The organism is Morganella sp. EGD-HP17 (assembly GCF_000512315.2).
Taxonomy (GTDB): Bacteria; Pseudomonadota; Gammaproteobacteria; order Enterobacterales; family Enterobacteriaceae; genus Morganella; species Morganella morganii.
This window is the reverse complement of sequence record NZ_AZRH01000002.1, coordinates 1-25,412: the sequence shown is the minus strand read 5'-3', so window position 1 is coordinate 25,412 and position 25,412 is coordinate 1. Positions and strand designations below refer to the sequence as shown.

The 25,412-nt window shown below is 47.8% G+C and carries 23 protein-coding genes and 2 pseudogenes; 16 read left to right on the top strand and 9 right to left on the bottom strand.

What is annotated here, in order from left to right; genetic code table 11:
* Positions 1–275 precede the first annotated feature (275 nt).
* From X965_RS02530 to X965_RS02520, 3 genes and pseudogenes are all read left to right on the top strand, one after another.
* Complete coding sequence (locus tag X965_RS02530) at positions 276–1,796, top strand: AAA family ATPase (protein ID WP_036416929.1); 1,521 nt, start codon at positions 276–278, stop codon at positions 1,794–1,796.
* A 12-nt stretch (positions 1,797–1,808) separates the two neighbouring features.
* A complete protein-coding gene (locus X965_RS02525) occupies positions 1,809–2,741 on the top strand; it encodes a hypothetical protein (RefSeq protein ID WP_036416928.1) in 933 nt (310 codons plus the stop codon).
* 278 nt (positions 2,742–3,019) lie between these two features.
* Positions 3,020–3,266: pseudogene (locus X965_RS02520) on the top strand (transposase); the annotation flags it as partial.
* Between the two features lie 106 nt (positions 3,267–3,372).
* Here the strand turns inward: X965_RS02520 and X965_RS02515 are convergent.
* Positions 3,373–3,936 carry a hypothetical protein gene (locus X965_RS02515; protein WP_036416919.1) on the bottom strand — a complete coding sequence of 188 codons (564 nt, stop codon included), beginning with the start codon at positions 3,934–3,936 and terminating at the stop codon, positions 3,373–3,375.
* 302 nt (positions 3,937–4,238) lie between these two features.
* Between X965_RS02515 and cbrC the strand changes: the two genes are divergently transcribed.
* Positions 4,239–4,826 (top strand): PF03691 family colicin E2 tolerance protein CbrC, encoded by a 588-nt coding sequence (gene cbrC, locus X965_RS02510; protein ID WP_036416915.1) that lies wholly within the window; start codon positions 4,239–4,241, stop codon positions 4,824–4,826.
* Between the two features lie 74 nt (positions 4,827–4,900).
* On the opposite strand, the gene X965_RS02505 is transcribed toward cbrC, so the two are convergent.
* Positions 4,901–5,674 (bottom strand): IclR family transcriptional regulator, encoded by a 774-nt coding sequence (locus tag X965_RS02505; RefSeq protein WP_036416913.1) that lies wholly within the window; start codon positions 5,672–5,674, stop codon positions 4,901–4,903.
* A gap of 330 nt (positions 5,675–6,004) precedes the next feature.
* On the opposite strand from X965_RS02505, the gene X965_RS02500 reads away from it, so the two are divergent.
* Genes X965_RS02500 through X965_RS02490 form a run of 3 tightly spaced genes read left to right on the top strand, consistent with a single transcriptional unit; the run spans position 6,005 to position 9,878 of the window.
* Positions 6,005–6,898, top strand: coding sequence for a dihydrodipicolinate synthase family protein (locus X965_RS02500; RefSeq protein ID WP_172794080.1), 894 nt, complete (start codon positions 6,005–6,007; stop codon positions 6,896–6,898).
* 49 nt (positions 6,899–6,947) lie between these two features.
* Positions 6,948–8,234, top strand: a complete 1,287-nt coding sequence (locus tag X965_RS02495) for an MFS transporter (RefSeq protein WP_036416910.1) — start codon at positions 6,948–6,950, stop codon at positions 8,232–8,234.
* 48 nt (positions 8,235–8,282) lie between these two features.
* Entirely contained in the window at positions 8,283–9,878 is a 1,596-nt protein-coding gene (locus X965_RS02490) for a UxaA family hydrolase (protein ID WP_036416909.1), read from the top strand.
* Positions 9,879–9,961: 83 nt separating this feature from the next.
* On the opposite strand, the gene X965_RS02485 is transcribed toward X965_RS02490, so the two are convergent.
* From X965_RS02485 to nadK, 4 genes are all read right to left on the bottom strand, one after another.
* Positions 9,962–11,233, bottom strand: a complete 1,272-nt coding sequence (locus tag X965_RS02485) for an MFS transporter (protein WP_004241895.1) — start codon at positions 11,231–11,233, stop codon at positions 9,962–9,964.
* A 428-nt stretch (positions 11,234–11,661) separates the two neighbouring features.
* On the bottom strand, positions 11,662–12,048 hold the full coding sequence (gene bamE / locus X965_RS02480) for an outer membrane protein assembly factor BamE (RefSeq protein WP_004241898.1): 387 nt from the start codon (positions 12,046–12,048) through the stop codon (positions 11,662–11,664).
* Positions 12,049–12,170: 122 nt separating this feature from the next.
* A complete protein-coding gene (gene recN, locus X965_RS02475) occupies positions 12,171–13,832 on the bottom strand; it encodes a DNA repair protein RecN (protein ID WP_036416908.1) in 1,662 nt (553 codons plus the stop codon).
* Positions 13,833–13,920: 88 nt separating this feature from the next.
* A complete protein-coding gene (gene nadK / locus X965_RS02470) occupies positions 13,921–14,820 on the bottom strand; it encodes an NAD(+) kinase (RefSeq protein ID WP_004237006.1) in 900 nt (299 codons plus the stop codon).
* 100 nt (positions 14,821–14,920) lie between these two features.
* On the opposite strand from nadK, the gene grpE reads away from it, so the two are divergent.
* Positions 14,921–15,499 carry a nucleotide exchange factor GrpE gene (gene grpE, locus X965_RS02465; RefSeq protein ID WP_004237004.1) on the top strand — a complete coding sequence of 193 codons (579 nt, stop codon included), beginning with the start codon at positions 14,921–14,923 and terminating at the stop codon, positions 15,497–15,499.
* A gap of 219 nt (positions 15,500–15,718) precedes the next feature.
* Here grpE and ung read toward each other — a convergent pair whose 3' ends face one another.
* Entirely contained in the window at positions 15,719–16,417 is a 699-nt protein-coding gene (gene ung / locus X965_RS02460; RefSeq protein ID WP_036416902.1) for a uracil-DNA glycosylase, read from the bottom strand.
* A 344-nt stretch (positions 16,418–16,761) separates the two neighbouring features.
* Between ung and grcA the strand changes: the two genes are divergently transcribed.
* Positions 16,762–17,145, top strand: a complete 384-nt coding sequence (gene grcA / locus X965_RS02455) for an autonomous glycyl radical cofactor GrcA (protein WP_004237002.1) — start codon at positions 16,762–16,764, stop codon at positions 17,143–17,145.
* A 158-nt stretch (positions 17,146–17,303) separates the two neighbouring features.
* Positions 17,304–18,125, top strand: coding sequence for an XLPA (locus tag X965_RS02450; RefSeq protein WP_036416897.1), 822 nt, complete (start codon positions 17,304–17,306; stop codon positions 18,123–18,125).
* Positions 18,126–18,183: 58 nt separating this feature from the next.
* Here X965_RS02450 and srmB read toward each other — a convergent pair whose 3' ends face one another.
* Positions 18,184–19,530: an ATP-dependent RNA helicase SrmB gene (srmB, locus tag X965_RS02445; protein WP_004236999.1), complete on the bottom strand. Its 1,347-nt coding sequence runs from the start codon at positions 19,528–19,530 to the stop codon at positions 18,184–18,186.
* Positions 19,531–19,680: 150 nt separating this feature from the next.
* On the opposite strand from srmB, the gene X965_RS02440 reads away from it, so the two are divergent.
* The 6 genes from X965_RS02440 (at position 19,681) to X965_RS02410 (ending at position 24,213) form a co-directional block, all read left to right on the top strand.
* Positions 19,681–20,424, top strand: a complete 744-nt coding sequence (locus tag X965_RS02440) for a tRNA1(Val) (adenine(37)-N6)-methyltransferase (RefSeq protein ID WP_036416896.1) — start codon at positions 19,681–19,683, stop codon at positions 20,422–20,424.
* Positions 20,425–20,771: 347 nt separating this feature from the next.
* Positions 20,772–21,350: an RNA polymerase sigma factor RpoE gene (rpoE, locus tag X965_RS02435; protein WP_004236997.1), complete on the top strand. Its 579-nt coding sequence runs from the start codon at positions 20,772–20,774 to the stop codon at positions 21,348–21,350.
* 31 nt (positions 21,351–21,381) lie between these two features.
* Positions 21,382–22,017, top strand: a complete 636-nt coding sequence (gene rseA, locus X965_RS02430) for an anti-sigma-E factor RseA (protein WP_036416894.1) — start codon at positions 21,382–21,384, stop codon at positions 22,015–22,017.
* Between the two features lie 2 nt (positions 22,018–22,019).
* Positions 22,020–22,973, top strand: a complete 954-nt coding sequence (gene rseB, locus X965_RS02425) for a sigma-E factor regulatory protein RseB (RefSeq protein ID WP_004241907.1) — start codon at positions 22,020–22,022, stop codon at positions 22,971–22,973.
* Between the two features lies 1 nt (position 22,974).
* Positions 22,975–23,442 (top strand): SoxR-reducing system protein RseC, encoded by a 468-nt coding sequence (rseC, locus tag X965_RS02420; protein WP_036416892.1) that lies wholly within the window; start codon positions 22,975–22,977, stop codon positions 23,440–23,442.
* A 396-nt stretch (positions 23,443–23,838) separates the two neighbouring features.
* Complete coding sequence (locus tag X965_RS02410; protein ID WP_036416890.1) at positions 23,839–24,213, top strand: hypothetical protein; 375 nt, start codon at positions 23,839–23,841, stop codon at positions 24,211–24,213.
* 96 nt (positions 24,214–24,309) lie between these two features.
* Here the strand turns inward: X965_RS02410 and X965_RS19505 are convergent.
* Positions 24,310–25,412 (bottom strand): annotated as a pseudogene (locus X965_RS19505) (insecticidal toxin protein); the annotation flags it as partial.

Genomic DNA, 25,412 nt, shown 5'->3' with positions numbered 1-25,412 from the left:
ATTTAACAGTGATAACTATCAACCAGCCAAGGAGGAGATAACTCGCTTTCCAAGCCGTCTCAAGCAAGTTCAATTAGAGTCAGGTAAAGGTATGGATTTCCACCCTAAAAATAATCAATTTAAATCGTCAAAAATGAACATAGATAAACCAAATGTTAGAGCATAAAATTCCAGATAAATATGAATTGCAATATGAACAAGTTTTGTGATATTTTTATTTAATATAAATCTTGAATTACTAAACTTCTCATTAAAAATAGCATTAAAAGGAAATTATGATTAGTGAAATTACAATGAATGGCACTAAAATAAAACTAAGAAATATTAGTGATAATGACATTAATATTTATGACATGGATTCTTTATCTTTACTTATTGGTATAAATGGTTCAGGGAAGACCAAATTCTTATGCAGCGTAATTAACTATTTTTTCCCTAAAAACAATATGCAAATAATAGGCGAATGTACAATATTAAACTCTCGCGGAGAAAAAATAGATCATTCTGAAATTAGAAGCTGGGGGGTTATATATTTCACTCCATTGCCGTTTAGACCAAAGTTGGATATCAGAGATAATAGGTTTATTAACGCATCTCCAAGTCCGAATGGAAAAAATACTGTATTTGACCTTGTCGGATATAAGGACTTAATATCTGACTTTGGTATTTATCCAAAAGTTGTTGCCATGAAGATGACAAATATTAGTAAAGTTGCAAGATTAATACTTAATATTGCTCTGGATAATAAAGATCTTAACCAGAATAGTATACTGCTGAATCACGGTCTCCTTGATATTTTATCATTGCGTGAAAAAATTGATGCTAATATGGATGGTAATAATTCAGACACTATAAAGTACAGTGCCAATAAAAATATTCAAGCAGAAATTGATCATATTATGCAGCGTTGCTCCGCCCATCTGATTGATGAAATACTTCATAATGCAGGTGAAGAAAAACTCTTTTACATATTCAGCATAATAGATTGGGCAAGTACAAAGAAACAATTCAGTGATAACGTAGTAATTCCATTATTGAACAAATATTTTAATTTAAATATTCGTTTAAATAAAAAGTTAAGGGAAACTAAATTATATTTAGAATGTGAAAGGAAAATAGATAGTTTAGTAAGAATTTTAAAGTATGCGGTGAAAGGTCATGAAATTATTAAAGATTCAAGATTTAATGAATCAACTTTAAGGTTGGAATTCGAAATAGATCCTTACGAAGGGCAAAAATTATTAACAGAATATAATTTAAATGATATTTTTAAAATTGACTTTTCTGATATGAGTTCTGGGCAAATTGCTATTCTAGCTCAAATTGGTGCCATTTCTGATTCTATTAATAAACTTTCAGAGAGAGGTATTAAATCAATACTATTATTAATAGATGAAGGGGACGCTTTTTTGCATCTTGATTGGCAAAGGAAATATATTTCTAATTTAAATAAAATGTTAGGATTATTAAAAACATCTCTTCGCATAGATAATTTACAACTTATTCTAGCCTCACACTCTCCATTGTTAGCGACAGACGTTCCCAAAGATTTTATAAGTAGGCTACCAATTGAAAATGCTACGTTAAGTGGTTTTGCATCTCCTCTTTATATTTTACTAAATGAATCTTTTGGAACTAAAACCATTGGGGAATTTGCAACAAATAAAATTGAAGCTATCATCGATAAAATACCTAATGAAACACTGACTGAAAAAGATCATTACCTTATAAATAACATAGACAATCCTCTAATAAAAAGCGAAATCGAACGCTTAATTATTCAGTATAAGGCTTGAAGGTCTTCATATATGATTATTTCAATTAAAAACAACTGGGAACAAGCAATAAAACCACATACACATTATTTAAATAATTTGATATGCGATTTTTTGGATAAAACTACTCATCGTTCTGAAGGACTAGACGAAGCTAAAAAATTTATTATGGATGTACATCATTTATTAATACTTGCAGGTAAACAAGATATATTGGAGAGTATTGATATATACAGAGCTTACAAAAATAGATTGTTAATAACACCAGATATATCGAAGCAATTTGACAAAGAAATAAGATCTGTTTTTAATTACAATAAATTTGTTAGAAAAACAGGATCATGGAATGCATATACGTTATGTAAAAAATCAATAACAAGAACATGTCCGTATTGCAATCAAGCATATGCTTTTTCGATACAAAAAAAGAATCGAGGGTTTCGTCCTACATTAGACCATTTTTATAGTAAGGATGACTTTCCTCACCTTGCATTGGTAATTAATAATTTAATCCCAAGTTGTAGCTCATGTAACTCAAGCCTTAAAGGCAAAATTGATTTCTTCGCAAATGAACATTTAAATCCATTATGGGATGATGAAGTTATAAATTTCGTTTTAACACATGATGATGGCGTTTTTACATTAATAGATGGAATAATTTCATCACCCGAAAAAATAAAAATAAATATATCTTTCGATATGGAAAATTCTTCAATTAAAAATTCAGTAAATACTTTTTTGATAAACGAAAGATATCAAGAGATGATAATAGAAGCAATAGAATTTGCAACTGCAAAATTAAATTTTGAATATGCTTTATCTACTGGGATATCCTATTTTAGAAATAACTCAGAAAGTAGTATGTTAAGATTTGACAAAAGGGAATATAGAAAATATTTGCTTGGGAAATTATATTTTGATATATATAAAAATATGCCAAATACAAATATAATTAACACTCGTTGACTTCACGACTGAATAAGAAAAGATTAAATTCAGATGAGGGCAGCAACTCGCCCTCATAAGCCCCTAGCTCTGCTCTTCACAGATCTTTAGAGGAAACTGTTAGTTGGCTTTCCAGCCATTGCTGTTCTTAACCAGAGATATGACACTATCAGTAGGTTCAGTTATTCCTCTGACATCAGTGAATACATTAGTTTATTTATGTAAACATCCCGCATAATCGTGCCATTCACATTTAGAGATCCTCCGGCATAATCAATCTGCCAACTAAGGAGATCGCTATGCGTAAAGCCCGTTTTACTGAGCATCAGATCATCGTTGTGATTAAGTCGGTTGAAGCCGGACGAACTGTTAAAGATGTCTGCCGGGAAGCCGGTGTTTCTGAAGCCACTTACTATAATTGGAAAGCCAGATACGGCGGAATGGAAGCATCTGATATTAAAAAGATTAAGGAGCTTGAGGACGAGAACCGGGCGCTGAAGGACGTTATCGAAAAAAGCTTTAAAGCCCGCTTTTAAGCGTGAGCTGGTCACTCTGTCCACTTCCCCTAAAATGGAACAACTATAATTAGATTCTCTGTTCTGAAAACAGCAGAGGTCAATACGATAAAAACTCCCCTGATTATGAATCATAGTTAAGGGCTGGAAGGTGAGAACTGGTAATCAACTATATATGAACCAATAGGACCTGTTTTTGTTGTGACCCAAACCGTATCTGTGCCTTTCTGAGTTGCCAGTTTTGCATTATCGATACAAAGCAATTTCCACCGTTCCGTATAGACTTCTTTTATCCATATGCCGTGTTTGCACCGGCCAAATCTGCTGGTGGCAGGGCCCGGTGATGTAATTTCATATTCAGTCTGATAGTGAATTGTTTTGTTTGTCAGTAAATACGCCATGACATCGAATACAGGGACAATTAATATCAGGCCAAAGAATCCGCTCCAGAGAAAACTTTTAAATACCTGTTTTATCGGGCGACGCCAAATACTCCAAATCCCGCCGATTATCCCCACAACAGCAGCAAAAATGACGGAAATAGTCCATTGAGGGAACCATTTAAATAACACAACGCTTTGGCCTAAAAACATAGACCAATACATGAATGCTATCCAAATACCAAAAGGAACCAGGATGAGGAAAACAGAGGAAAATTTTTTCTTGTTGCTCTGGCTATATGATTTAAGTTGATAGTCCATAATTCTTTGTATAATAAGGCGGTTTGACTTAACCGGCCTTGTTGTTTTTAATATTTTTTGTTTATTTAATATAATACTGATTCATTAAATATTAATGCGGTTATGTTGTTAATGCAAACAAGACATTTATTTTTTAAATTACTCATAAATGTTTATGATATTAATAGTTAACATTCTGAATGATAAGATCATTTTTTGTATGGAAAATAAAAAACATCAGTTTAAAATCTGTGTCAGTCATCATAGCTGATGCTTCCCGGAATGATTACAATGGTTTAATTTTCTTCTGAACAGGACTCCCCATGACACCAAACAACCGAAAATTACCTGTTTTTAAATATCATCCCGATCCGCTCGGAACCGGTGCTTTTTCAGACGACAAGACAGTTAAGTGTGATTGCTGTCAGCAATCTACTGATACCTACTATGAAAATCCGTTTTATTCTGTCGCTGACATTGATGCATTATGCCCGTGGTGTATTGCGGATGGTTCCGCCAGCCGGAAATTTGAGGGTGAATTCCAGGATAGCGCCAGCGTGGAAGGAATTGACTGTGAATATGATGACGATGGTGAATTTTCACACACTACTAACCCGTATCCGGATGAAATGCTGGATGAACTGGTTAAACGCACACCCGGTTACCGGGGATGGCAGCAGGAAGTGTGGCTGGCACATTGCAATGAGCCCTGTGAATTTATCGGGTATGTTTGCTGGGATGATATAAAAGACCGGCTGGATGAATTTGTTTCTCTGGAAGATGATATTCAGGAATATGGTTTTTCTGTTGAAGAGTTATCCGGCCTGTTACATAAGGACAGCGATGCACAGGGATATTTATTCCGCTGCCTGCATTGTAAAAAATTACGTCTGCATTTTGATTTTAGTTAAAGGCTGCAGAGCGGAGCAATTCAGCTCCGTTTTCAATTAAAAAACGCCGCGGACTAAAACGTCCTGTATTACCCTTACTGATAAAACTCCACATCCTGCAATGTATGCAATTCCTGCTCGATACGTTCGCGGCTGCTGAGTAATACACTGATAATCTGGTTGTTTTTTTCATCATTACTGCGGAATGTCGGGACGGAGACACTGATAGCGGCGATAATTTTATTGCGCTGACGTAATGAAACGGCATAGCAGCGGGTTTCTTCGTTTATTTCCCGGTTGTCAGTGGCGTAATGATTTATTTTGACCTCTTCCAGTTGCTGACGTAATTCCGCAATGGTGGTGATACTGTATTTTGTCAGCGGGGTAAAGCCGTCAGGATATAAGCGGAGAATATCATCATCGCTGTAATGGCATATCATCGCTTTACCTAATGCAGAATAAACCGCCGGTAAGCGGGTGCCGATATTGGAGACTAACTGAACTTTTTGCGCAGACTGCACTTTATCGATATACAGCACATCCGGGCCATCTAATATACCCATCTGGCACACTTCGTTGCACTCGTTGACAATATTATTCATCTCGCGGTGCACCATTTTCAGCCAGTACGATTTTTCAAAGAATGAACGGGAAAGAATCGAGCAGGCGATACCCAGAAAATAAAGCTGGGTGTTTTCGTCATAATTAATATAACGGCGTTCTGCCAGAGTTTTCAGAATCGGGTAGAGCGTGCCTTTTAAGATGCCGGTCTTCCCGGCCAGCTGCGTGAGGGAAATCCCGGTGTTTTCTGCCGCCAGAACGCTGAGTACCTCTAACACCCGTATTGTCGGCATATGCTCCGTTGACATCAATTCACCTCCCTGACAGTTTATGCCGTTATTCTAGGTACAAAGCCCCGCTAAGTAAATCATGTCCGGGTGTCCGTTTGTGACATTGCCTGCCGGTATCACGACAATCCGCTTTATTGTTCCCGTAATGTGCTGCTCCTCACAGATAAATAATAAATAACCGCAATCCGGATCGGGTTTTTCCGCAGATATAGTTTTCAACCGCAATTAAAACAGCCTGTTAGCCTGTTTTTTCAGCGAATGTACAAAATTTGACTCACTCAGAGTTTCATGATTACTTACCTGTGTTTTTATTTATTAACAAGGTTTGTATATATGAACAATGTGGGTATGGAAAGCCGTTACATCACGCCGGCCGTAACAATTTTTGATGACAAAGGCCGGATTGATACCGAACAAAACCAGCGGGTGTATGACTCTCTGAAGGGGCATGTCTCCGGATTTGTGGTTATGGGCAGTACCGGCGAGTTTTTTTCACTGGATATGGAAAGCTCAAAAACACTGATCAGGTTATGCGGCAGTTATGACAAAGGGGGAATGAAAGTGTATGCCGGGACCAGCCGCCCGGATGTGAATGAGTCCGCCGCGCTGGCGAACTATGCTCATGAGCAGGGGGTGGACGGGGTCATGATTATCAGCCCGTACTATTTCCCGCTGGATGATGAGGGCGTTTACCGGTTTTACAGCGCGGTCGCGGAAAAAACGTCAGCCAATATTTTTATCTATAACTTCCCGGAACGTACCGGTTACTCGGTGTCACCGAAGGTGTGTCTGCGTCTGGCGGATCGCTATCCGAATATTATCGGGCTGAAAGATACGATCCCCGATACATTACATACGTCGCAGATTATTCAGACGGTAAAAAAAGAGATCCCGCATTTTGAGGTTTATGCCGGTTATGACAATAACTTCGCCCATGTTGTGCTGGCGGGGGGAAATGGCTGTATCGGCGGGTTATCCAATATTGTGCCTGAGTTCTTCGCTTCCTGGATGGCGGCATTTGCACAAGGTGATATGGCTGCCGTAGCGGCACATCAGCGCAAAGTGGATCAGCTGATGGCCGTTTACGGCGTGCATTCACCGTTTATCCCGACCTTTAAAAAAGCATTACAGATGCGGGGCATTATTCAGTCAGACTACTGCACAGCGCCATTCAGCAGCCTGAATGCGGAGCAGACTGAACAGCTGATGCAGATACTGGCGGATGCTGAAACAGCACGCTGATTTTTCCTGATTATAACGACAGAACATCTTACCGACAGGGAATATTATCATGGCGACTATCACAGCTTATGACAATGCTGCTTTAAATTCCGCGATTCAGAAATCGTGGAAGCGTTTAGTACCCCTGATGTTTATTTTGTATTTTGTGGCATTTATTGACCGTGTGAATGTGGGCTTTGCGAAAGATGCTATGCAACTGGATATCGGGCTGTCCGATTCCGCTTTTGCGCTGGGGGCGGGGATTTTCTTCGCCGCTTATGCACTGTTCGGGATCCCGGCAAACCTGATCCTCAATAAAATCGGTGCACAAAAGTGGCTGAGTATTACAACGGTTATCTGGGGTGTGTTATCCGCAATGACCGGGTTCGTGACCAACGAGACGCAATTTATTGTGCTGCGTTTTCTGCTGGGACTGGGTGAGGCGGGTTTTTATCCGGGAATTTTATTACTGGCCTCCATCTATTTCCCGAATAAAGTCCGCGGCTCGGTGATTGGTATTTTTGTTCTCGGCGTACCGCTGGCACTGACACTCGGTTCGCCGTTATCCGGCGCACTGCTGGAATTACACGGCTGGATGGGGCGTCCGGGCTGGTTCTGGATGTTTGTGATTGAAGGTTTACCGGCGGTTGTTATCGGGATCTTCGCCTTTTTCTGGCTGGATGACAGCCCGGAGAAAGCCCGCTTCCTGACAGCGGAAGAGAAGAAAGCCCTGACAGAGCAGTTAGCCAGTGAGAATGCGAAAACAGAAACCACGTCTGTGCTGTCCGCACTGAAGAATATCAAGGTCTGGCATCTGGCACTTATCTACGGCACCATCCAGATCTCGGTCTACGGGCTGATGTTTTTCCTGCCGTCGCAGGTGGCTTCCCTGATGGGACAGAGCCTCGGGTTTAAAGCGTCTCTGGTGGCGGCTATTCCGTGGGCATGTTCGGCGTTCGGTGTGTATTACATCCCGCGTCTGGCTGATAAAAATCCGTCCCGCCGTGTGGCTATCTCTGTGATGTGTATGCTGGCAGCGGCAGTTGGTCTGGCATTATCCGCCTTTGCCAGTCCGGTCTTTGCCATCGCCGCGCTGTGTCTCAGTGCTGTTGGCTTCCTGTCAGTACAGCCGGTATTCTGGACATTCCCGCCGCAGTTACTGAGCGGTCCTGCACTGGCTGCCGGTATCGGGTTCTGTACCACGATGGGGGCATTCTGTTCTTTCCTCGCACCGATCATCCGTGTGGAAATGGATAAACTGATGAACAGCAATACGGCGGGGATTATCACACTCGCGGTGATCACCGTCGGCTGTGCACTCCTGATTGCCTTACTGAAAAAGAACACACAAAAATAATCCTGATTCATTGCCGTCATTTTGGCGGCAATAACCGGAAGGTGAGTTATGCAAAAGATATTACGTATTGATGAAACTGATAATTTAATCGTGGCACTGAAGGATTTACATGCCGGTGAGGTGTATCAGTGGGGTGATGAATCAATCACTCTGGTCACGAATGTAAAAGCCAAACACAAGTTTGCTCTGGAAGCGGTGCCGGAAGGCGGCATTGTCTCCATGTACGGCACTGCTGTCGGGAAAGCAACAAAACCGATTGCACGCGGGGAAGTGATTACCGTGGATAATATCCGCCATTATGCAGCCCCGGTATCACTGGAGGAGAACGGAGATTATGAATGGCAGATCCCAGATGTGTCGGCCTGGAAAGACCGGACATTTAAAGGTTATGTCCGTGACGATGGCCGGGTCGGAACAGCTAATTACTGGCTGATTTTCCCGCTGGTGTTCTGTGAGAACCGCAATGTCACCAAGCTGACGGATGCATTGAATGAGGCGCTGGGCTACACCAATAACAGCCTGAAAAGTTTCGCTCTGGATTTGACCGCCGGTGAGCAGGTGCAGGCCACAAAACCTAAGCTGTTCCCGCATATTGAGGGCGTGCGCTGTATTACTGTGACCAGCGGCTGCGGCGGTGCCACCTCTGACAGTAAAACCATGTGTGATGTACTGGCTGCGTATGCGGACCACCCGAATGTGATTGGCATTACTGTGTTCAGCCTGGGATGTGAAAAAGCACAGCGCAAGATGTTCAAAGAGTCGCTGGCGGCACGTAATCCGGCATTTGATAAACCGGCGCTCTATTTCCGGCAGCAGGAATGGAACAGCGAAGAAGAGATGATGCAGACGGCGCTGAAACAAACCTATGAGTGCATGAAAGCGGTGAAACCTCAGAGCCGTACGGATGTACCGCTGTCATATCTTAAGCTCGGCGTAAAGTGCGGGGCATCTGACGGGTTCTCGGGCATTTCCGGCAATCCGGCGATGGGACTGGTGTCTGACTGGCTGGTGACACTTGGCGGCGCTTCCGGCCTGGCGGAATTCCCAGAGCTGTGCGGTGCGGAAGGGGATATGGTAAAACGCTGCATCCGCTTTGAGGATAAAAAGAAATTCCTCGATCTGATGGGACAGTATGAGAAAACCGCGAACTTCTTTAATACCACTATCGCGGATAACCCGAGTCCCGGAAATATTGCTGATGGATTAATTACCGATGCGATTAAATCAACCGGTGCGGCGAAAAAAGGCGGAAAATCGCCGATCAGTGCGGTGTGTGACTATGCGGAACCGATGCCGGACAGCGGACTGTCTCTGGTCTGCACACCGGGAAATGATGTGGATGCGGTGACCGGATTGGTGGCTGCGGGCTGTAACGTTGTTATTTTTTCCACCGGGCTGGGAACACCGACAGGAAACCCTATCGTGCCGGTCGTCAAGATTTCCACCAACAGCGCTATCGCTCAGCGTTTGTCAGATATGATTGACTACGACTGCGGTCCGGTGATAGAAGGTGTGCCATTGCCGGAAATCAGCAAAGGGCTGTTTGAGCGCGTGATTGAAACGGCAGGCGGGGAATATAAGGTGAAAGCAGACCGTCTGGAGCAGTTCGATTTTCTGCTGTGGAAACGGTCACTGGATTTATAAAAAGTGTACTGTCACACAGATAAATAAAAAACGGGGAATATTCCCCGTTTTTTATTACTGCGCTTTGTTATCAGATATCGTTATCAGACATAAAACTTCATCGATTTTTTGCCGAGGCAGAAGCTGATAAACAGGCCGAGAGCACAGAGGAACAGAATATAGTAGGCGATAAACATCGGGTTAACGTGTTCAGCGATAACCGGTACGGTGAAGGTGGTCAGTCCGGCGAACAGGGCGTTACCGATGTTATAAGAGAACCCGATGCCGCTTAAGCGGATATTGGCCGGGAACAGTTTGATAATAATAATCGGCACACAGGCAACCAGACCCAGGAACAGGGCGGCCAGGGAATATAAGAAGCCGATCGTGGTGTGGTCACCGCTGCCCAGGGAATTAAAGAAGGCATAGCTGGTGGCGGCGAGCAGGATGCTGTATATCACAACAGTTTTGCGGATGCCGAGTTTATCGGACACAATCCCCGCAATAATACTGCCGACCATGTTCATGACGGTGGCGAGGATGGCAATTTTACTGACAAATTCCGGGTCGATTTTAAAGATATCGGATTTCATCAGGTTTGGTGCCAGGACGACCAGAACCACACCGGTGGTCAGCAGCCAGGTGGCAAGAATAGAGATCATCGTGGCAGGTTTGTAGCTCTTCAATACCTCTTTGATTGGCATATCAATCAGTTCTTTGCGCTTTTTCATCTCCAGGAATACCGGTGTTTCACGCAGATAGCGGCGTAAATACACGGCAATCAGGCCTAAAACCCCGCCGCAGATAAACGGATAACGCCATGCAAAACTTAAGATCTGGTCATTGCTGAAATTGGTGTAAATCAGGTAAGCCGCGAAATGGCCGATAACCACGCCGAATGTCAGGCCGCTGGCAATCATACTGTTCGCCAGACCGATACGGTTCTGCGGGACATGCTCGGTGACAAAGACGTGTGCACTCGGCACTTCTCCGCCTAATGCGATGCCCTGTAACAGACGCATAATCAGCAGCAAGACCGGCGCGGCATAGCCAATCTGCTCATAGGTCGGCAGCAGGCCGATCAGCAGGGTTGGGATCGCCATCAGGAACAGGGAGAGCATAAACATTTTTTTGCGGCCAATCAGGTCGCCGAAATGTGCCATTATCACGCCGCTGAGCGGGCGGACAAAATAAGCGACCGCATAGGTCAGATAGGTCATGATACTCGAAAGCAGCGGTGAGTCACTCGGAAAGAAGAGTGTCTGCAAAAAGGGTGCGAAGGTGAGGAATACGATAAAATCGTAAAATTCCAGCGCACCACCCAAAGACGCAAGAGTCAGCGTTTTTCCGTCCTGTAGCTTTAAGCGATTAGACATGCCATTAACCTTACTTATTAAACATGCGTGAAAATAAAATAATCGTGAATACTAGCACGATACTATCGGTCAGTGAGATATTTCTGAAAAGTTAATTATACTAATGATTTATATCCGTTTTTATAGTGTGGTTACCCTGGTAAATAATATATCTCCGGCTAATTGGCGGAAATATAAGGAAAGTAATGTTTGAGTATCATGATTATTACCAGGATGGAACAGATAAAATACCGGAGAGTGATAAATCATGGTGATGAATAATTATTCGTTATAAATCCAATGAATGGATTGTGTGCGGCGGGCTGGCCGGTGACACCAGTCAGTAACACCAAACCGGAACAGATAAATGAACAAAACCCGCTGATCTGTAATATATCAGCGGGTTTTTTGTTGTTAACCACACGTTGTTTCAGCGTGACAACAGGTGATCAGTCAGTGACAGTCTCACTGGCGATTTCACTTGCTGTTTCGTCACCGCCGTCAGGCTTGTAATTGGTGTTCGTGATTTGGCTCAGTGTACCGGCTGAGTCAAAGACCAGTGTCAGTGTTTCCTGTTTCACCGGCTCATGGCCCGGTTCACGGCGGAAGACATAATACCAGGTCTGTGTTCCGAACGGGTCACGTAACATCGGGGTACCGAGTGTATAGGCGACTTGCTGTTGGGTCATTCCTTTCTGGATCTTCGCCACGTCTGCCGGTGTCAGGTAGTTACCCTGGTTGATATCCGGGCGGTAAACGACACGCTCCAGAGTGGAACAACCGGCAGTTAACAGCAACAAAGATGTCGTTGCGGCAATCAGCAATTTACAACGCATGGTGATTTCATTCCTTTAGGATTCTTTGTGACGATGATAATCGACAATAATCAAATTGAAAACCTTTACATTTTTCTATGACCGCAGGATCGCATAAAAGTTAGATGAAATCAGCTTGTTTGTCATGCTGCCAGCAATTCTTTTGCGCTGGCAAGGGTATTTTTGGTGACGGCAGTTCCGGCAAGTAACCGGGCCAGTTCCTGTACCCGTGCTTTTTTATCCAGCAACTGCATGGCGGTTTCAGTTTCCGTGCCGTTGGTGTGTTTGCTGACAAAGTAGTGCTGATGTCCGCAACCCGCAACCTGTGGTAAGTGAGTCACACACATGACCTGTGTGGATTCGCCCAGTTCACGCAGCAGTTTCCCGACGATAGCGGCTGTCGGGCCGCTGATCCCCACATCCACTTCGTCGAAAATCAGTGCCGGAGTGTCCATTTTCTTCGCGGTGATCACCTGAATTGCCAGGGCAATACGGGATAACTCCCCGCCGGATGCCACTTTCGCCAGTGCCTGATGAGGCTGTCCCAGGTTGGTGGTGACATTAAATTCAACTCTGCTCGCGCCGTCCATACTCAGTTGTTCCGGGGTAAAAATCACATCAGCGGTAAAGCGGCCGTGCGGCATGGATAAATGGTGCATGCTCTGTGTGATAAGCTCACTCAGTTCAGCGGCGTAGTGTTCTCTGACCATATGTAACTGCTGTGCGATTGTCAGCGCCTGCTGATAATATTGTTCCGCTTCGCGACTCAGTTCTTCGCTGTGCTGTTCACTCTCCTGCTGCATCTGCTGCTCTTCCTGCAACTGTGCATACAGAACATATAATTCTTCCGGCGTGGTGTGGTGTTTACGGCTCAGGCTGATGTAACGGGAGATTCGTTGCTCAAGTTCATACAGCCGGTTTGGATCGAGATCCACGCGGTTACTGTAGTGACGCAGTTCATTGCTGACTTCATCCACCTGAATGGCGGCTTCTTCCAGCATGGTCAGTAACGGGGACAGGCTTTCATCCAGTGAGATCAGTTCGCTGAGTTCATGACGGGCATGATTGAGCATGCTGATAATGTTGTTTTCATCATTTTCACTGAGAATGTTTAAGGTGCCCTGACTCAGGCTCAGAAACTGACCGGCATTCGCCAGGCGTTTATATTCCGCATCAATATCCGGAAATTCCCCTTCACGGGGTTCAAATTCACCGAGTTCTTTCAGGTGATAATCAACCAGTTGCCGGCGGGCTTCCCGCTCCAGTGCCTGCTGCTGATAGAGCGCCAGTGCCTGACAAGCGTTGTGCCATTGTTGCCAGGCTTTTTTCATTTCACCGAGCAGTAAGCCCTGGTTGGCATAGGTATCCAGCAGAATTTTCTGGTGACTGCTTTCCAGCAGATGCTGATGGGCATGCTGTCCGTGGATTTGGATCAGCAGTGTGCCGAGCTCACGCAGTTGTGACAGCGGTACGGCTGTGCCGTTGATAAAACCACGGGAACGCCCGTCGCTGTTGATAGTGCGGCGCAGCAGGCATTCCTGATTATCATCCAGTTGGTGTTCCTCCAGCCAGAGACGGGCAGCCGGGGTATCTTTCAGAGAGAAGCGGGCGCAGATATCAGCGCGGTTAGCGCCGGGACGCACCATATTGGCATCCGCGCGGTTGCCGAGGCACAATCCCAGTGCATCAATGGCAATGGATTTACCGGCACCGGTTTCACCTGTGATGGCGGACATACCGGCGCGGAAGTCGATTTCTAACTCGCGGACAATGGCAAACTGACTAATGGTGAGCTGGGTTAACATGCCGCCTCTCCTGTGGATATACACATACCTGTTTTTACATACAGTATAATCAGGATTTGTATCCGGTAAAGAGGCGGAATGAAAAAAATCAGAACATTTTTTTAGACCAGCCGAGTTTTGTGCTTAACGTATTGAAATAGTTATAATCAATCGGGTGTATGAGATCGAGAGTTTTGCTGCTGCGTTTGATCCTGACCACATCCCCTTCCTGTATCGGCAGTGCTATCTGGCTGTCACAGCTGACTTCATAGTCAATATTGGTCTGCGGGAATTTCAGGGTAATGGTGCTGTGACTGCTGATCACCAGCGGCCGCGAGGAGAGGGTGTGCGGGAACATCGGTACCAGGGCGATAGCATCAAGATTGGGTGTCAGGATCGGCCCGCCCGCTGAAAGTGAATAGGCGGTGGAGCCGGTCGGGGTGGTGATGATCAGGCCGTCAGAACGCTGGGAAAAGGCAAAGCGCTCATCAATATAGACTTCAAAATCAATCATGTGGGCGACTTTTCCGGGGTGGAGTACCACTTCATTGAGCGCGGTGCTGCGGCGCAGTTTGCCGTTGGGGCTGAGTACCCCGGCATCGAGCAGAAACCGTTTTTCGACGTGGTATTCCCCGGTCAGCACGCGGTCGAGCTGCTGGAGTGCATTGTCTGGCGCGAGATCAGTCAGAAAGCCGAGGTTTCCCCGGTTTACGCCGATCACATCCGCGCCATAGCGGGAGAGCACACGGGCGGCGCCGAGCATATTGCCGTCCCCGCCGATCACAATCACCAGGTCGGCCTGCTGCCCGATATCCGGCAGTGTGCCGGTGACAGCATCGGTCAGCCGCATTTCAGCGGCAACATCACTTTCGACAATCACACGCAGACCTTTTTTCAACAGCCAGTGATACAGCAGTTCGTGTGTTGCCAGCGCTTCAGGATGGCGCGGATGGCCGACAATTCCGATACAGCGGAACGATTTGTTTTTTGCGGTATTGTCCGTCAGCATGTGCGTTTTAGCCTCACTTAATCGCCATTCCCTTGAATCTCTGAGTTTGATCCCCATAATAAACAAGAATCAGGATTATTGCGAAATACGCGGAGATTTTATGAGTAGTCACGAACAAAAAACGCACGAAGAACCTGTTGCAGATGCAGCGGAGACCCTGAACACGGCAGCAGAGCAGCCGGAAACGGAGCAGGCGGATGCCGCCGCAGCAGCACAGGCCCGTATTGCGGAACTGGAGCATGAGCTGGAAGAGTCCCGTAAAACGGAACGCGAAGCGATGCTGCGCGCCAAAGCGGAGATTGAAAACAACCGCCGCCGTATGGAACAGGATGTTGAAAAAGCCCATAAGTTTGCATTAGAACGTTTTTCTAATGAATTATTACCTGTGATTGATAACCTGGAGCGTGCACTGAGTGCGGTGAATCCGGAAGATGAAGCACAGAAAAGTATGCTGGAAGGGCTGGAACTGACACTGAAATCCTTCCTGGATGCCGTGAAAAAATTCGGTATCGAAGTGGTCGAAGAGACAAAAGTGCCGTTCAATCCGGATGTGCATCAGGCCATCAGTATGGTGGATGCTGCGGATCACGAGTCCAACCATGTGGTGACAGTGATGCAGAAAGGCTACACCTTAAACGGCCGCCTGCTGCGTCCGGCGATGGTGATGGTCTCCAAATAAGGATCGTTTCCACGCAACAACGGAATGCCGCCGCAAAGGCGGCATCAGGCCGTTGACAAACCCGCAGGGGTTGGCGGCGGCCGAAAGAGGTTGTAAAAATAAACCAGGAAAATCAATTTATTGATTTTCGGCTGATAACACAAAGCAGGAAAAATCCCGTTTTATCCTGCTTTGTCTGCAATCTCATGCCGCCGCAAGGGCGGCATTTTTGTCTCAGTATTATGCGCCGGGCTGAAGCTCTGCCGGGATCACCGGCTGCCAGTCGATGGGTGCCTGACCGCGCTCTGTCAGTATCGCATTGGTCTTTGAGAAGTGACCGCAGCCCAGGAAACCACGGTGTGCGGATAACGGTGACGGGTGTGGCGCTTTCAGTATCACATGCTTTTGCTGATCAATGTATTGGCCTTTCCGCTGGGCATGTGCGCCCCAGAGCAGGAAAATCACACCTTCACAATGGGCATTGACGGCCGCAATCACATTATCGGTAAACGTTTCCCAGCCCAGTTTGGCGTGTGAGTGTGCCTGGCCGCGTTCAACCGTCAGCACGGTATTAAGCAGTAACACGCCCTGTTGTGCCCAGCTGACGAGGCAGCCGTGATTCGGCCGGGTAAATCCCGGGATATCCGCTTCCAGTTCCTTATACATATTTACGAGCGACGGCGGCGGCTGAATACCCGGCAGCACAGAGAAAGAGAGACCGTGTGCCTGGTTCGGTCCGTGGTACGGATCCTGTCCCAGAATCACGACCCGCACATCAGACAGCTCCGTATAACGGAATGCGTTAAAGACATCTTTCTGTGGTGGGTAAATGGTCTTACCAATTTCTCGTTCATGAGCGACAACACGGAGTGTTTCAATGAAATAGGGCTGGGTTTTCTCATGGCCGATGACATCATGCCAGGTCAGTGATGCAGACATCGTGTCGTTATCCTTCATTTATTACAAGAGTTGCATTCAGCTTACCTGACTTATCCGTTGTTAGGAAATAAGAAGGGATTTTTTTGCGGGCCGGTTCTGATAACCGCAGTGGCAGGGCGAAAATGGCTGATTTTTTACAAAAAAAACTGAAAATAGCAAAAATGAAATTTTGATTTAAAACAGACTTTTACCATAGCGGTTAAAAATTGATATGATTTTTATTGATATATGTCAAAGAATCACCCCTGTATTCTTGGTATATAAGATGCAGAGACATTGGTTAGACCAATATTCCAAGTTAAATGACAATCAATAAATTGATAACGAATCACCCGGAGGTCATCATGGTTACTGGTATTCAAATTACTAAATCCGAAAACGCTGCACTGGTTAACTCTTTCTGGCTGCTGGATGACAGCAAAGACGAAGTACGCTGCATCTGTGCAAAAGAACAATATGCAGACGGTGATGTTGTTTCCCGTGCCGCATTAGGTCCTTTCGAGTACCGCGAAGTGAATTTACAGGTTCAGCCTACCGTCCGTGTTGAAGGTGGTCAGCACCTGAACGTGAACGTTCTGCGTCGTGAAACTCTGGAAGATGCTGTTAACCATCCGGAAAAATACCCGCAGTTAACTATCCGTGTTTCCGGTTATGCAGTGCGTTTCAACTCACTGACTCCTGAACAGCAGCGCGACGTTATTGCCCGTACTTTTACTGCCAGCCTGTAATCGTTCCGGCAATAGTCCTTGTTCCGAAAACCACGCTCCGGCGTGGTTTTTTTATGTCTGACGGATAAGGATATGGTAACTCACTGATAAAAAATGATATTGTTACAGTGTGATGAATAGCGTTAAGTGAAGCCTTCTGTATCCGGGGAGGTATACTTATGTTGATTGAACACTATTTTTCGCAGTTACTGGCTTTCTCATCCACGCCGCATTGTCAGTCCCTTTTGCAGCGGCAGCATTTAACCGCAGCGGATTTATTGCTGCCGGCACCCGCCGGGATCCGGCAGGATGGTTTTCCCGATGATATTACCCTGGCCCGGCTGTGTTCAGACAGTTATCAGCCCGGCAGCCGTGATATCGGCGGGGTCAGTCGTTCTGATGCGCAGACACTGGCCTCGCTCTCGCTGACGGAAGAGCAGTTAAGCAGCCCGTCCGGCCTGCAGAGTATGATTTATCATTACCGTGATACCGGTATTCTGGCGTTTGCGGGCAGTAATGATATGTCAGATATGATGACCAATATCCGCCAGGGGCACGGATTACCGGCCCGGCAGTATCAGGAGGCGGTGTCACTGGCAGCACATCTGTTGTCGCAATCCGTTTGTCCGTGGCTGTTTGTCGGGCATTCTCTCGGCGGCGGGCTGGCATCATTCTGTGCTGTGGTGCTGCAGCAGCCGGCGGTGATATTCAATGCGGCGGGGCTGGCGGAAAATACGCTGGCGGAAGAGGGCGTTTCTCTGGTGACGGCGCGTGCGCGCGGGGCAGAGCTTATCCGTCATTATGTGCTGGAGCATGACTGGCTCACGCATATCCAGGACGGGCTGGATCTTCCGAAAGCACTGGGGCAGCGGATAGCGCTGGAGTATTATCCGCCGCAGCATGCGCATTCCGTTTTGCAGAAACTGGTTCTCGGCGTGAAGGCACATACCCTGTCGCAGGTGGTTACCGCGATGGAACAGATGGATGAAATCCGGGAGTAAGCATAAAAAAACGGACTGTGACAGTCCGTTTTCTTTTATCAGAGAGAAGGAGTTCCGTTTATTCCTGTGGCTCAGCGGCCGCAGGAGTTTGTCCCGCGTGATCTGCGCCTGGCTTGCGTCGTTTTCCGATATTTTTACTGACGCGATGACGGATTTTGGTTTTTTTCTTCTTCTCAGTTTCAGCGATTTTCTGCTCTTTGCGCTTGGCGAGCACTTTTTTCGACGGCTTGTGCGTCGCTTTCTCCGATGGCGCACGGGTTTTCGGCCGTAGCTCATCAATCACGCGCATTTTAACCGGCTCTTCAATATAACGGATGATTTTGCCGAGCAGCGGCTGGTCGTGAGATTCCACCAGTGAAACAGCCACCCCTTTGCGTCCGGCACGGGCGGTGCGCCCGATACGGTGCAGGTAGACATCCGCGGTGCGCGGCAGGTCAAAGTTAAATACGTGGCTGATATCTTCGATGTCGATCCCGCGGGAGGCCACATCGGTGGCGATAAGCACAGTAGCACGGCCGTCAGTCATACGGCTGATGGCTTCGTTGCGTTTCGCCTGAACCATTTCGCCTTCAAGATAGCAGGAGACAATATCCTGTGTGCGCAGCCAGTCAGACAGTTCACGCACGCGCTCACGTTTGCGGACAAACACCACCGTTTTGGTGACATCCGGTTGTTTCAGCAAATGTGCGAGCAGGGCTTTCTTGTGCTCCAGGTCATCGGCACGCAGGTAGAACTGCTGGATTTTTTTGCGCTCACGGCGTGACGGGTCAGCTTCGATCTCAACCGGCTCGTTCAGGATCCGTTTGGCGAAATCGCGGATAGCCTGACCTTCGAGGGTGGCGGAGAACAGCATAGTCTGTGTGCGCCAGCGGGTTTCACCGGCGATGGTTTCGATATCGTTGGCAAAGCCCATGTCCAGCATGCGGTCAGCTTCGTCGAGGATCAGGATCTCAACCGCGCGGCAGTCAAAGTTCTCTTCTTTTATATACTGCAGCAGACGCCCGGTGGTCGCGACAACAATATCCTGGTTCTCACTGAACACTTCGGCGTGGTTCATATAAGCTACGCCGCCGGTGATGGTGGCGACATCGTGATGGGTGAACTGACAGAATTCTCTGGCCTGATCCGCCACTTGCATAGCCAGTTCGCGGGTCGGAGTCAGGATAAGCACGCGCGGCGGCCCGGATTTTTTACGCGGGAAGTCAGACAGGTGCTGAATGGCCGGCAGCAGATAAGCGGCAGTTTTGCCGGTGCCGGTCGGGGCTGAACCCAGAATATCACGATTATCCAGCGCAGCCGGAATAGTGGCTTCCTGGATGGCGGTCGGACGCTCATAGCCCTTGGCATCCAGTGCGCGGATCAGTTCATCGTTCAGTTCAAGTTCAGAAAAAGTAGTTGCAGTCATTATATACCTCTGTTTGGACCGCTGATTATAAACGGCTTGGACAGGATCTTCATCAAAAATAGTTGTCAGCGTGCGGGACTTTCTTCTGCGGGCAGAAGTCCGTATCCTGTCGCCGGGTTTTCTTTATTTTAACAGACAAACAGTTCCGTGATGATGACAAACGAAAAACAACTTCCGCGCCGCCGTGGTTTTGCCTGCAAACAATTTTTTGTGGCCCACGACCGTTGTGCCATGAAAGTCGGTACCGACGGGGTGCTGCTCGGTGGCTGGGCACCGTGTGAAAATGCCCGCCGTATTCTGGATATCGGTACCGGCAGCGGGCTGGTGGCGCTGATGCTGGCGCAGCGGTCATTGCCGGATACACGGATTGATGCGGTGGATATTGATGCTGACGCCGCAGCGCAGGCCGCAGAGAATTTCCTCGCGTCACCGTGGGGTGGCCGGATGAAGGTGTTTCATCAGGATATCGGTGAGTTTACCGCTGCCTGCCCGCAATCCCGTTATGAGCTTATCGTCAGTAATCCGCCGTATTTCGCCCCGGCGGTCGCCTGCCGTAACAGTGCCCGGGAAACCGCCCGTTACACCACATCACTGGATCACCCTCAGTTGCTGGAGCATGCGGCACAGCTTATCACGCCGGACGGTCTGCTCTGTGTGGTGCTGCCGTACACCACAGGACAGGATTTTATCGCTGCCGCCGGTGAGCAGAACTGGTTTCTGCACACACAGATTGCCGTGTCAGATAAACCGGATACCCCTTTTCACCGGACATTAATCGCCTTATCGCGCCGTCCGGTCAGTGCGCTGCACAAAACGATGAGTATTAAAACGGAAGAGGGCCGTTACAGCGCTGATTTCAAATCATTTATCACCGGTTTTTATCTGAAATACTGAACTGCGTCACTGTGGCGGTTACGGCGGTGCTTTTTTCAGTCAAAAGCGGATTTTACAGGATATTTACACTGTCCTGCGGCAATTTTCCGTGATTATCAGAGGGATTACCGCTGAAAACGTGGTAATCTGTAACGTTAATTGCCGGAAAAACAGGCTGCGGATAAATACGCAGGATTTATCCGGAAAATATGTAGTGAGGATCACAAAAAGGATCTTTTTTGTAATTTTTTTAAAAGAAAAATGAACTTCGCTATTTTAGCTGACTCAAAGTATCGCTTGCTCATGATGAAGTGAAGCGAAACAGGAAAGAGAATGGTGAAGCTGAGCTTCGGGAGATAACACTGCGAATGAGCGAGCAGTTAACGGATCAAATGCTGGTTGATCGGGTACAGAAAGGGGATCAGAAAGCCTTTAATATGCTGGTGGTACGCTATCAGCACAAGGTGGCGAGTCTGGTATCCCGTTATGTTCCGCAGAGTGATGTTCCGGATGTGGCGCAGGAGTCCTTTATTAAGGCGTACCGCGCAGTCGGGTCATTTCGCGGTGACAGTGCATTTTATACCTGGCTGTACCGTATTGCGGTCAATACAGCAAAGAATTACCTGGTTGCTCAGGGGCGCCGTCCGCCGTCCAGTGATGTGGATGCCGGAGATGCTGAGAATTTTGAATCCTCAGGGGCGTTAAAAGAAATTTCGAACCCTGAGAACTTAATGTTGTCTGAAGAATTAAGAGCGGTGGTTTTCCGCACGATCGATTCCTTACCTGAGGATTTGAAAACGGCGATTACATTGCGTGAGCTCGATGGTCTGAGCTATGAAGAAATAGCTGAGATTATGGATTGCCCGGTCGGCACGGTTCGTTCCCGTATCTTCCGCGCACGCGAAGCCATCGATAATAAAGTTCAGCCACTGATACAAAATCAGTGAGCACTTAAATCACACTGAAGGGAACGTAGGCATGCAAAAAGAGACACTTTCCGCACTGATGGACGGAGAAACTCTTGACAGTGAAGTGGTTACCGCACTGACACAGGATGCAGATCTGCAGGCAGAATGGGCTGGTTATCACCTTATCCGTGATACCATGCGCGGCGACCTGCCGGATGTTATGCATTTTGATATTGCGTCACGGGTAGCTGAAGCACTGGCGCAGGAGCCGGTTTATATCGCACCTCAGGCGATCCCTGAGTCTCAGCCTGAACCGAAAACATGGCGTGATTACGGATTTGTGGCAAAACTGCGCCCGTGGGCCAGTCAGTTAACACAAATCGGTATGGCAGCCTGTGTATCACTGGCCGTGATTATCGGTGTTCAGCACTATAATACCGACGGCACAGAGAGCGTGGTTAACGGTGATGCATCCGCATTCAATACCGTTCCGTTTATGGGCAGTGCGTCACCTGTCAGCCTCGATCTGAAAAACGGCGCCGGTCTTGCCCCGCAGACCCGTTTTGATCAGGAGCGCGGTGCGCGTCTGAATGCGATTTTCCAGCAGTATGAACTGGATCGCCGTGTACACACGGATGGTCAGCCTGAAGTTAAACAGACAGCCACCCCGGAACAGGGTCGCGCGTCTTCACAACCACAGCAGTAGTAATGAAACGAATCTGGTTATCCGTTGCTTTTCTGACGGGCAGCCTGTTACTCGCAGCACCGGCCTCAGCACAACAAAGTGCTGAGGCGTTGCTGCAGAATATGGGTAACGCTTCCCGCACACTCAGTTATGAACTCTCTTTTATCACCATCTCCCCGAAAGGTATCACGCCGGTCCGTTACCGCTATGCGGTTATGGATGGTCAGCCTGTCGCCCAGATTATGCAGATGGACAGCTCCCGCCGGGAAATTGTCCAGCGTGGTCAGGAGATCAGCTACTATGAGCCGGGGCTGGATTCATTCAGCCTGAGCGGTAATCACATTGTTGATTATCTGCCGTCGATTATTTTCGCGGACTTCAGTGCGCTGAAAGCCTATTACAATTTTATTGATGTCGGACGGATCCATATCGGCGATCATCCGGGACGGGTCGTGCGCATCACCTCAAAAGATAACTCACGTTACAATTATATTGTGGTCGCAGATGAAGAAACCGGCCTGCCGTTACAGGTGGACCTGCTGGATCAGAATAATGTCTCACTCGAACAGTTCCGCGTGGTTTCTGCTTCCGTGAATAACAGCAGTGTGACAGAAGCACTGAAAGCGGTACAGTCTGTCACTATGCCACCGGTACTGGCTATTCCGCAGCCGGAAAAGATCAAATTTGACTGGGATGTGATGCGTCTGCCGAACGGGTTTAAAGAAATGACCCGCAACCGCCGCCAGGTGGGTGAGCAGGAATGGGTTGAGACCGTGATGTTCAGTGACGGCCTGTTCTCATTTTCCGTGAATGTCGCCAAAGCGGTGAAGACACCAGAAAATCAACAGACAATGCGCCAGGGTTCGCGTACGCTGTACACCATACGTAAAGGTGATAATGAGATCACTGTCTTTGGCGAACTGCCCCCGGCGACAGCCCGGCAGATAGCTGACGGTGTGACATTCAGCGGAGGTTAATATGGTAAAAGAGTGGGCAACCGTGGTGCGCTGGCAGGACGGGCGTGCGGTGTTGCGTTACGGGTCATCTGCCGGATGCGGCAGTTGCAAAGCCCGGGCGGCATGCGGCTCTTATCTGCTGAATAAACTGGGGCCGGAAGCGGAGCATCAGCTTGAAATTCCGGTCAGTGAACCGCTGGTGACCGGCCAGAAAGTGGAAGTCGGGATCCCGGAAGGCAGCCTGCTGCGCTCGGCAATGCTGGTGTATCTCACGCCGCTGCTGGGTTTATTTGCCGGTGCGGGGCTGGTGCAGGCACTGGCGGAAAGTCAGTCTGCGGTTCTCGCGGGTGGCCTGCTCGGCGGCGCTGCCGGGTTCCTGCTGGCGCGTAAAATTGCCCGCCACTGGAGCGGCTCAGCGGATTATGAGCCGGTCATCCTGCAAATCGGCCTGCCGCCGTCAGAGCTCAGCATTGATATGTGTGAGTCCTGATTTATCCGGGCTCTCCTGTTGTGAAGTATGCCGGTCATGATTTGACCGGCATTTTTTTTACCGCAGGAATGTCAGTGATTCCTATATTTTTCTTATGCTGCTCAGGTAGCATGAGGAACTTCCGTGTAAGAAAATATCCTGATTAGTGAGGGCAGTAATGCTGGTACAGACAGTAAAGGATTACCGTTTTTCAGGCAGACAAAAAATGTTTCAGGGGATCAGTGCCGGGAGCTCCGCCTCTCCCCGGGGGTTGGTTTTTCAGTTAACTGACCTGATGACTCAGCTTTCCGTAAATGTGCTGGATATCGGTTTTGGTACCGGAATGTCTGGCACGGACTGGCACAGGATATCCCGCAGGAATTATTTGCCAAATATGATGTTATTTGTCTGCCGGATGTGATTGAGCATCTGGACAGAGATACCGCCATTGAGCTGGTCAGATATATCCTGACCAACATGAATGATAATGCCCGCTTTTTTATCAGTACGCCATTGTGGTTTTATCCTCAGGACACAATACAGGAAGGTGATCTTGAAAAGCACCTTATCGGTGTGCCGGTATCCTCAATGATGGCAATGCTGCCGCAAATGTATTCAGTGAATAATCCCCTTATCGGCGGGTTTATTTACGGCAAAGCCAGTCTTGATTATGCAGATATGTTCAGCCCGGTCACGAATCCGGCATTTTCTCAGGAGCAGGGACGGGCTATCGCCCGCGCGATCAATTTTGACTGCACGCCGGGTAAAGTCACCCGTCTGCAGTATGAATAAAAAAATAACAGCCTGAATGACAGGCTGTTATTGATCACTGCGGGTTGTTTTTATTGGCGACAATCTGATACCCGCAGCTTGTCGCCAGGATAAAAATTAACAAATGGTGTAACGGATATGAATGATGATGTCGGTCAGGCTGAGTAGCAGTGGTTTCTGCTTCTCACCGGTTGCGTCCGGGAAGCTCAGGGTCAGGCTGTTATCATCATCCACCGGGATACCTTCAAACGGCAGCCAGCGGCCGTCATTGAAATCAAGCCGGAACAGGCCGTCATCATTGATACCGTGGGATAGCGCAATGGCTTTGCAGCCGGCCGGCAACGAGTTACCGCCATAGCGGAATATGGCCCGCATATCCTGATAGGGCTCTACGAGTGCCGGTAATGTCACGCTGATCTGTTTGATACGGCGTGTTGTGCCCAGAGCCTCAGGGTAGTCATCTTTAATGTTCAGTGCTTTCAGATTGAACGCGGCATGCAATTGGTTATCGGCGGTTATTGAAAGCCCGGTTGATGCCGGTATATTCCCGCTGCCATTACCTTTCAGGAGGTCAGCAATTCCTTCTGCCAGAGTCACATTGTCAGTACGGTACACTGCCGCCAGAGAAACAGTACGGGTGACCTCCAGTGAGCGACTATCCCGTTTCAGCCATGCCTGTTCCATCTCTGCCAGGTTCAGCAGCAAAGATTCCCCGGCCATCAGCCCGGCGTTATTGCTCTGCCATGCGCCTGATTTGATGTAACGGGTAGCCGTATCATTGGTCTGCCATGCGTAAGCTTTTTCCGCCATCATGCAGCGTGCCGCTGTCAGGTCATAGAAGCGGTAATAGATGGATGCCAGACGGCCGCGCAGCCAGCTGTAGAGCGCTTTATTACTGAATTTGCGCTGCAGGAATTCCAGTTGTGCCTGAGTCTGCGCCTGCTGGATTTCCAGGTGTTCGCGCTGCATCTCTGTGGCGGTGCGGCGGACGGCCAGGGCTTCCAGTTGGGCATCAATCTGTTTCACTTCAGATTCGGCATTATTTTTCTGGATTTCCCATTCCTGACAGCGGCGGCGCCATGCTTCAGACTGGCTGATATTATCCGCAGTAATTTTGGTGGCGGAGGCTGCCAGGCTCATACCTGCACCAATTGCTTTCGGGATACCGCCCCAGCGGCTGCCCCCCACGGCCACGCCGAAGATGTTCGGAGCCATATCGG

Coding starts and splice junctions, on each gene's coding strand:
- X965_RS02530 (WP_036416929.1), top strand. CDS start 276: ATGATTAGTGAAATTACAATGAATGGCACTAAAATAAAACTAAGAAAT.
- X965_RS02525 (WP_036416928.1), top strand. CDS start 1,809: ATGATTATTTCAATTAAAAACAACTGGGAACAAGCAATAAAACCACAT.
- X965_RS02515 (WP_036416919.1), bottom strand. CDS start 3,936: ATGGACTATCAACTTAAATCATATAGCCAGAGCAACAAGAAAAAATTT.
- cbrC (WP_036416915.1), top strand. CDS start 4,239: ATGACACCAAACAACCGAAAATTACCTGTTTTTAAATATCATCCCGAT.
- X965_RS02505 (WP_036416913.1), bottom strand. CDS start 5,674: ATGTCAACGGAGCATATGCCGACAATACGGGTGTTAGAGGTACTCAGC.
- X965_RS02500 (WP_172794080.1), top strand. CDS start 6,005: ATGGAAAGCCGTTACATCACGCCGGCCGTAACAATTTTTGATGACAAA.
- X965_RS02495 (WP_036416910.1), top strand. CDS start 6,948: ATGGCGACTATCACAGCTTATGACAATGCTGCTTTAAATTCCGCGATT.
- X965_RS02490 (WP_036416909.1), top strand. CDS start 8,283: ATGCAAAAGATATTACGTATTGATGAAACTGATAATTTAATCGTGGCA.
- X965_RS02485 (WP_004241895.1), bottom strand. CDS start 11,233: ATGTCTAATCGCTTAAAGCTACAGGACGGAAAAACGCTGACTCTTGCG.
- bamE (WP_004241898.1), bottom strand. CDS start 12,048: ATGCGTTGTAAATTGCTGATTGCCGCAACGACATCTTTGTTGCTGTTA.
- recN (WP_036416908.1), bottom strand. CDS start 13,832: ATGTTAACCCAGCTCACCATTAGTCAGTTTGCCATTGTCCGCGAGTTA.
- nadK (WP_004237006.1), bottom strand. CDS start 14,820: ATGCTGACGGACAATACCGCAAAAAACAAATCGTTCCGCTGTATCGGA.
- grpE (WP_004237004.1), top strand. CDS start 14,921: ATGAGTAGTCACGAACAAAAAACGCACGAAGAACCTGTTGCAGATGCA.
- ung (WP_036416902.1), bottom strand. CDS start 16,417: ATGTCTGCATCACTGACCTGGCATGATGTCATCGGCCATGAGAAAACC.
- grcA (WP_004237002.1), top strand. CDS start 16,762: ATGGTTACTGGTATTCAAATTACTAAATCCGAAAACGCTGCACTGGTT.
- X965_RS02450 (WP_036416897.1), top strand. CDS start 17,304: ATGTTGATTGAACACTATTTTTCGCAGTTACTGGCTTTCTCATCCACG.
- srmB (WP_004236999.1), bottom strand. CDS start 19,530: ATGACTGCAACTACTTTTTCTGAACTTGAACTGAACGATGAACTGATC.
- X965_RS02440 (WP_036416896.1), top strand. CDS start 19,681: ATGATGACAAACGAAAAACAACTTCCGCGCCGCCGTGGTTTTGCCTGC.
- rpoE (WP_004236997.1), top strand. CDS start 20,772: ATGAGCGAGCAGTTAACGGATCAAATGCTGGTTGATCGGGTACAGAAA.
- rseA (WP_036416894.1), top strand. CDS start 21,382: ATGCAAAAAGAGACACTTTCCGCACTGATGGACGGAGAAACTCTTGAC.
- rseB (WP_004241907.1), top strand. CDS start 22,020: ATGAAACGAATCTGGTTATCCGTTGCTTTTCTGACGGGCAGCCTGTTA.
- rseC (WP_036416892.1), top strand. CDS start 22,975: ATGGTAAAAGAGTGGGCAACCGTGGTGCGCTGGCAGGACGGGCGTGCG.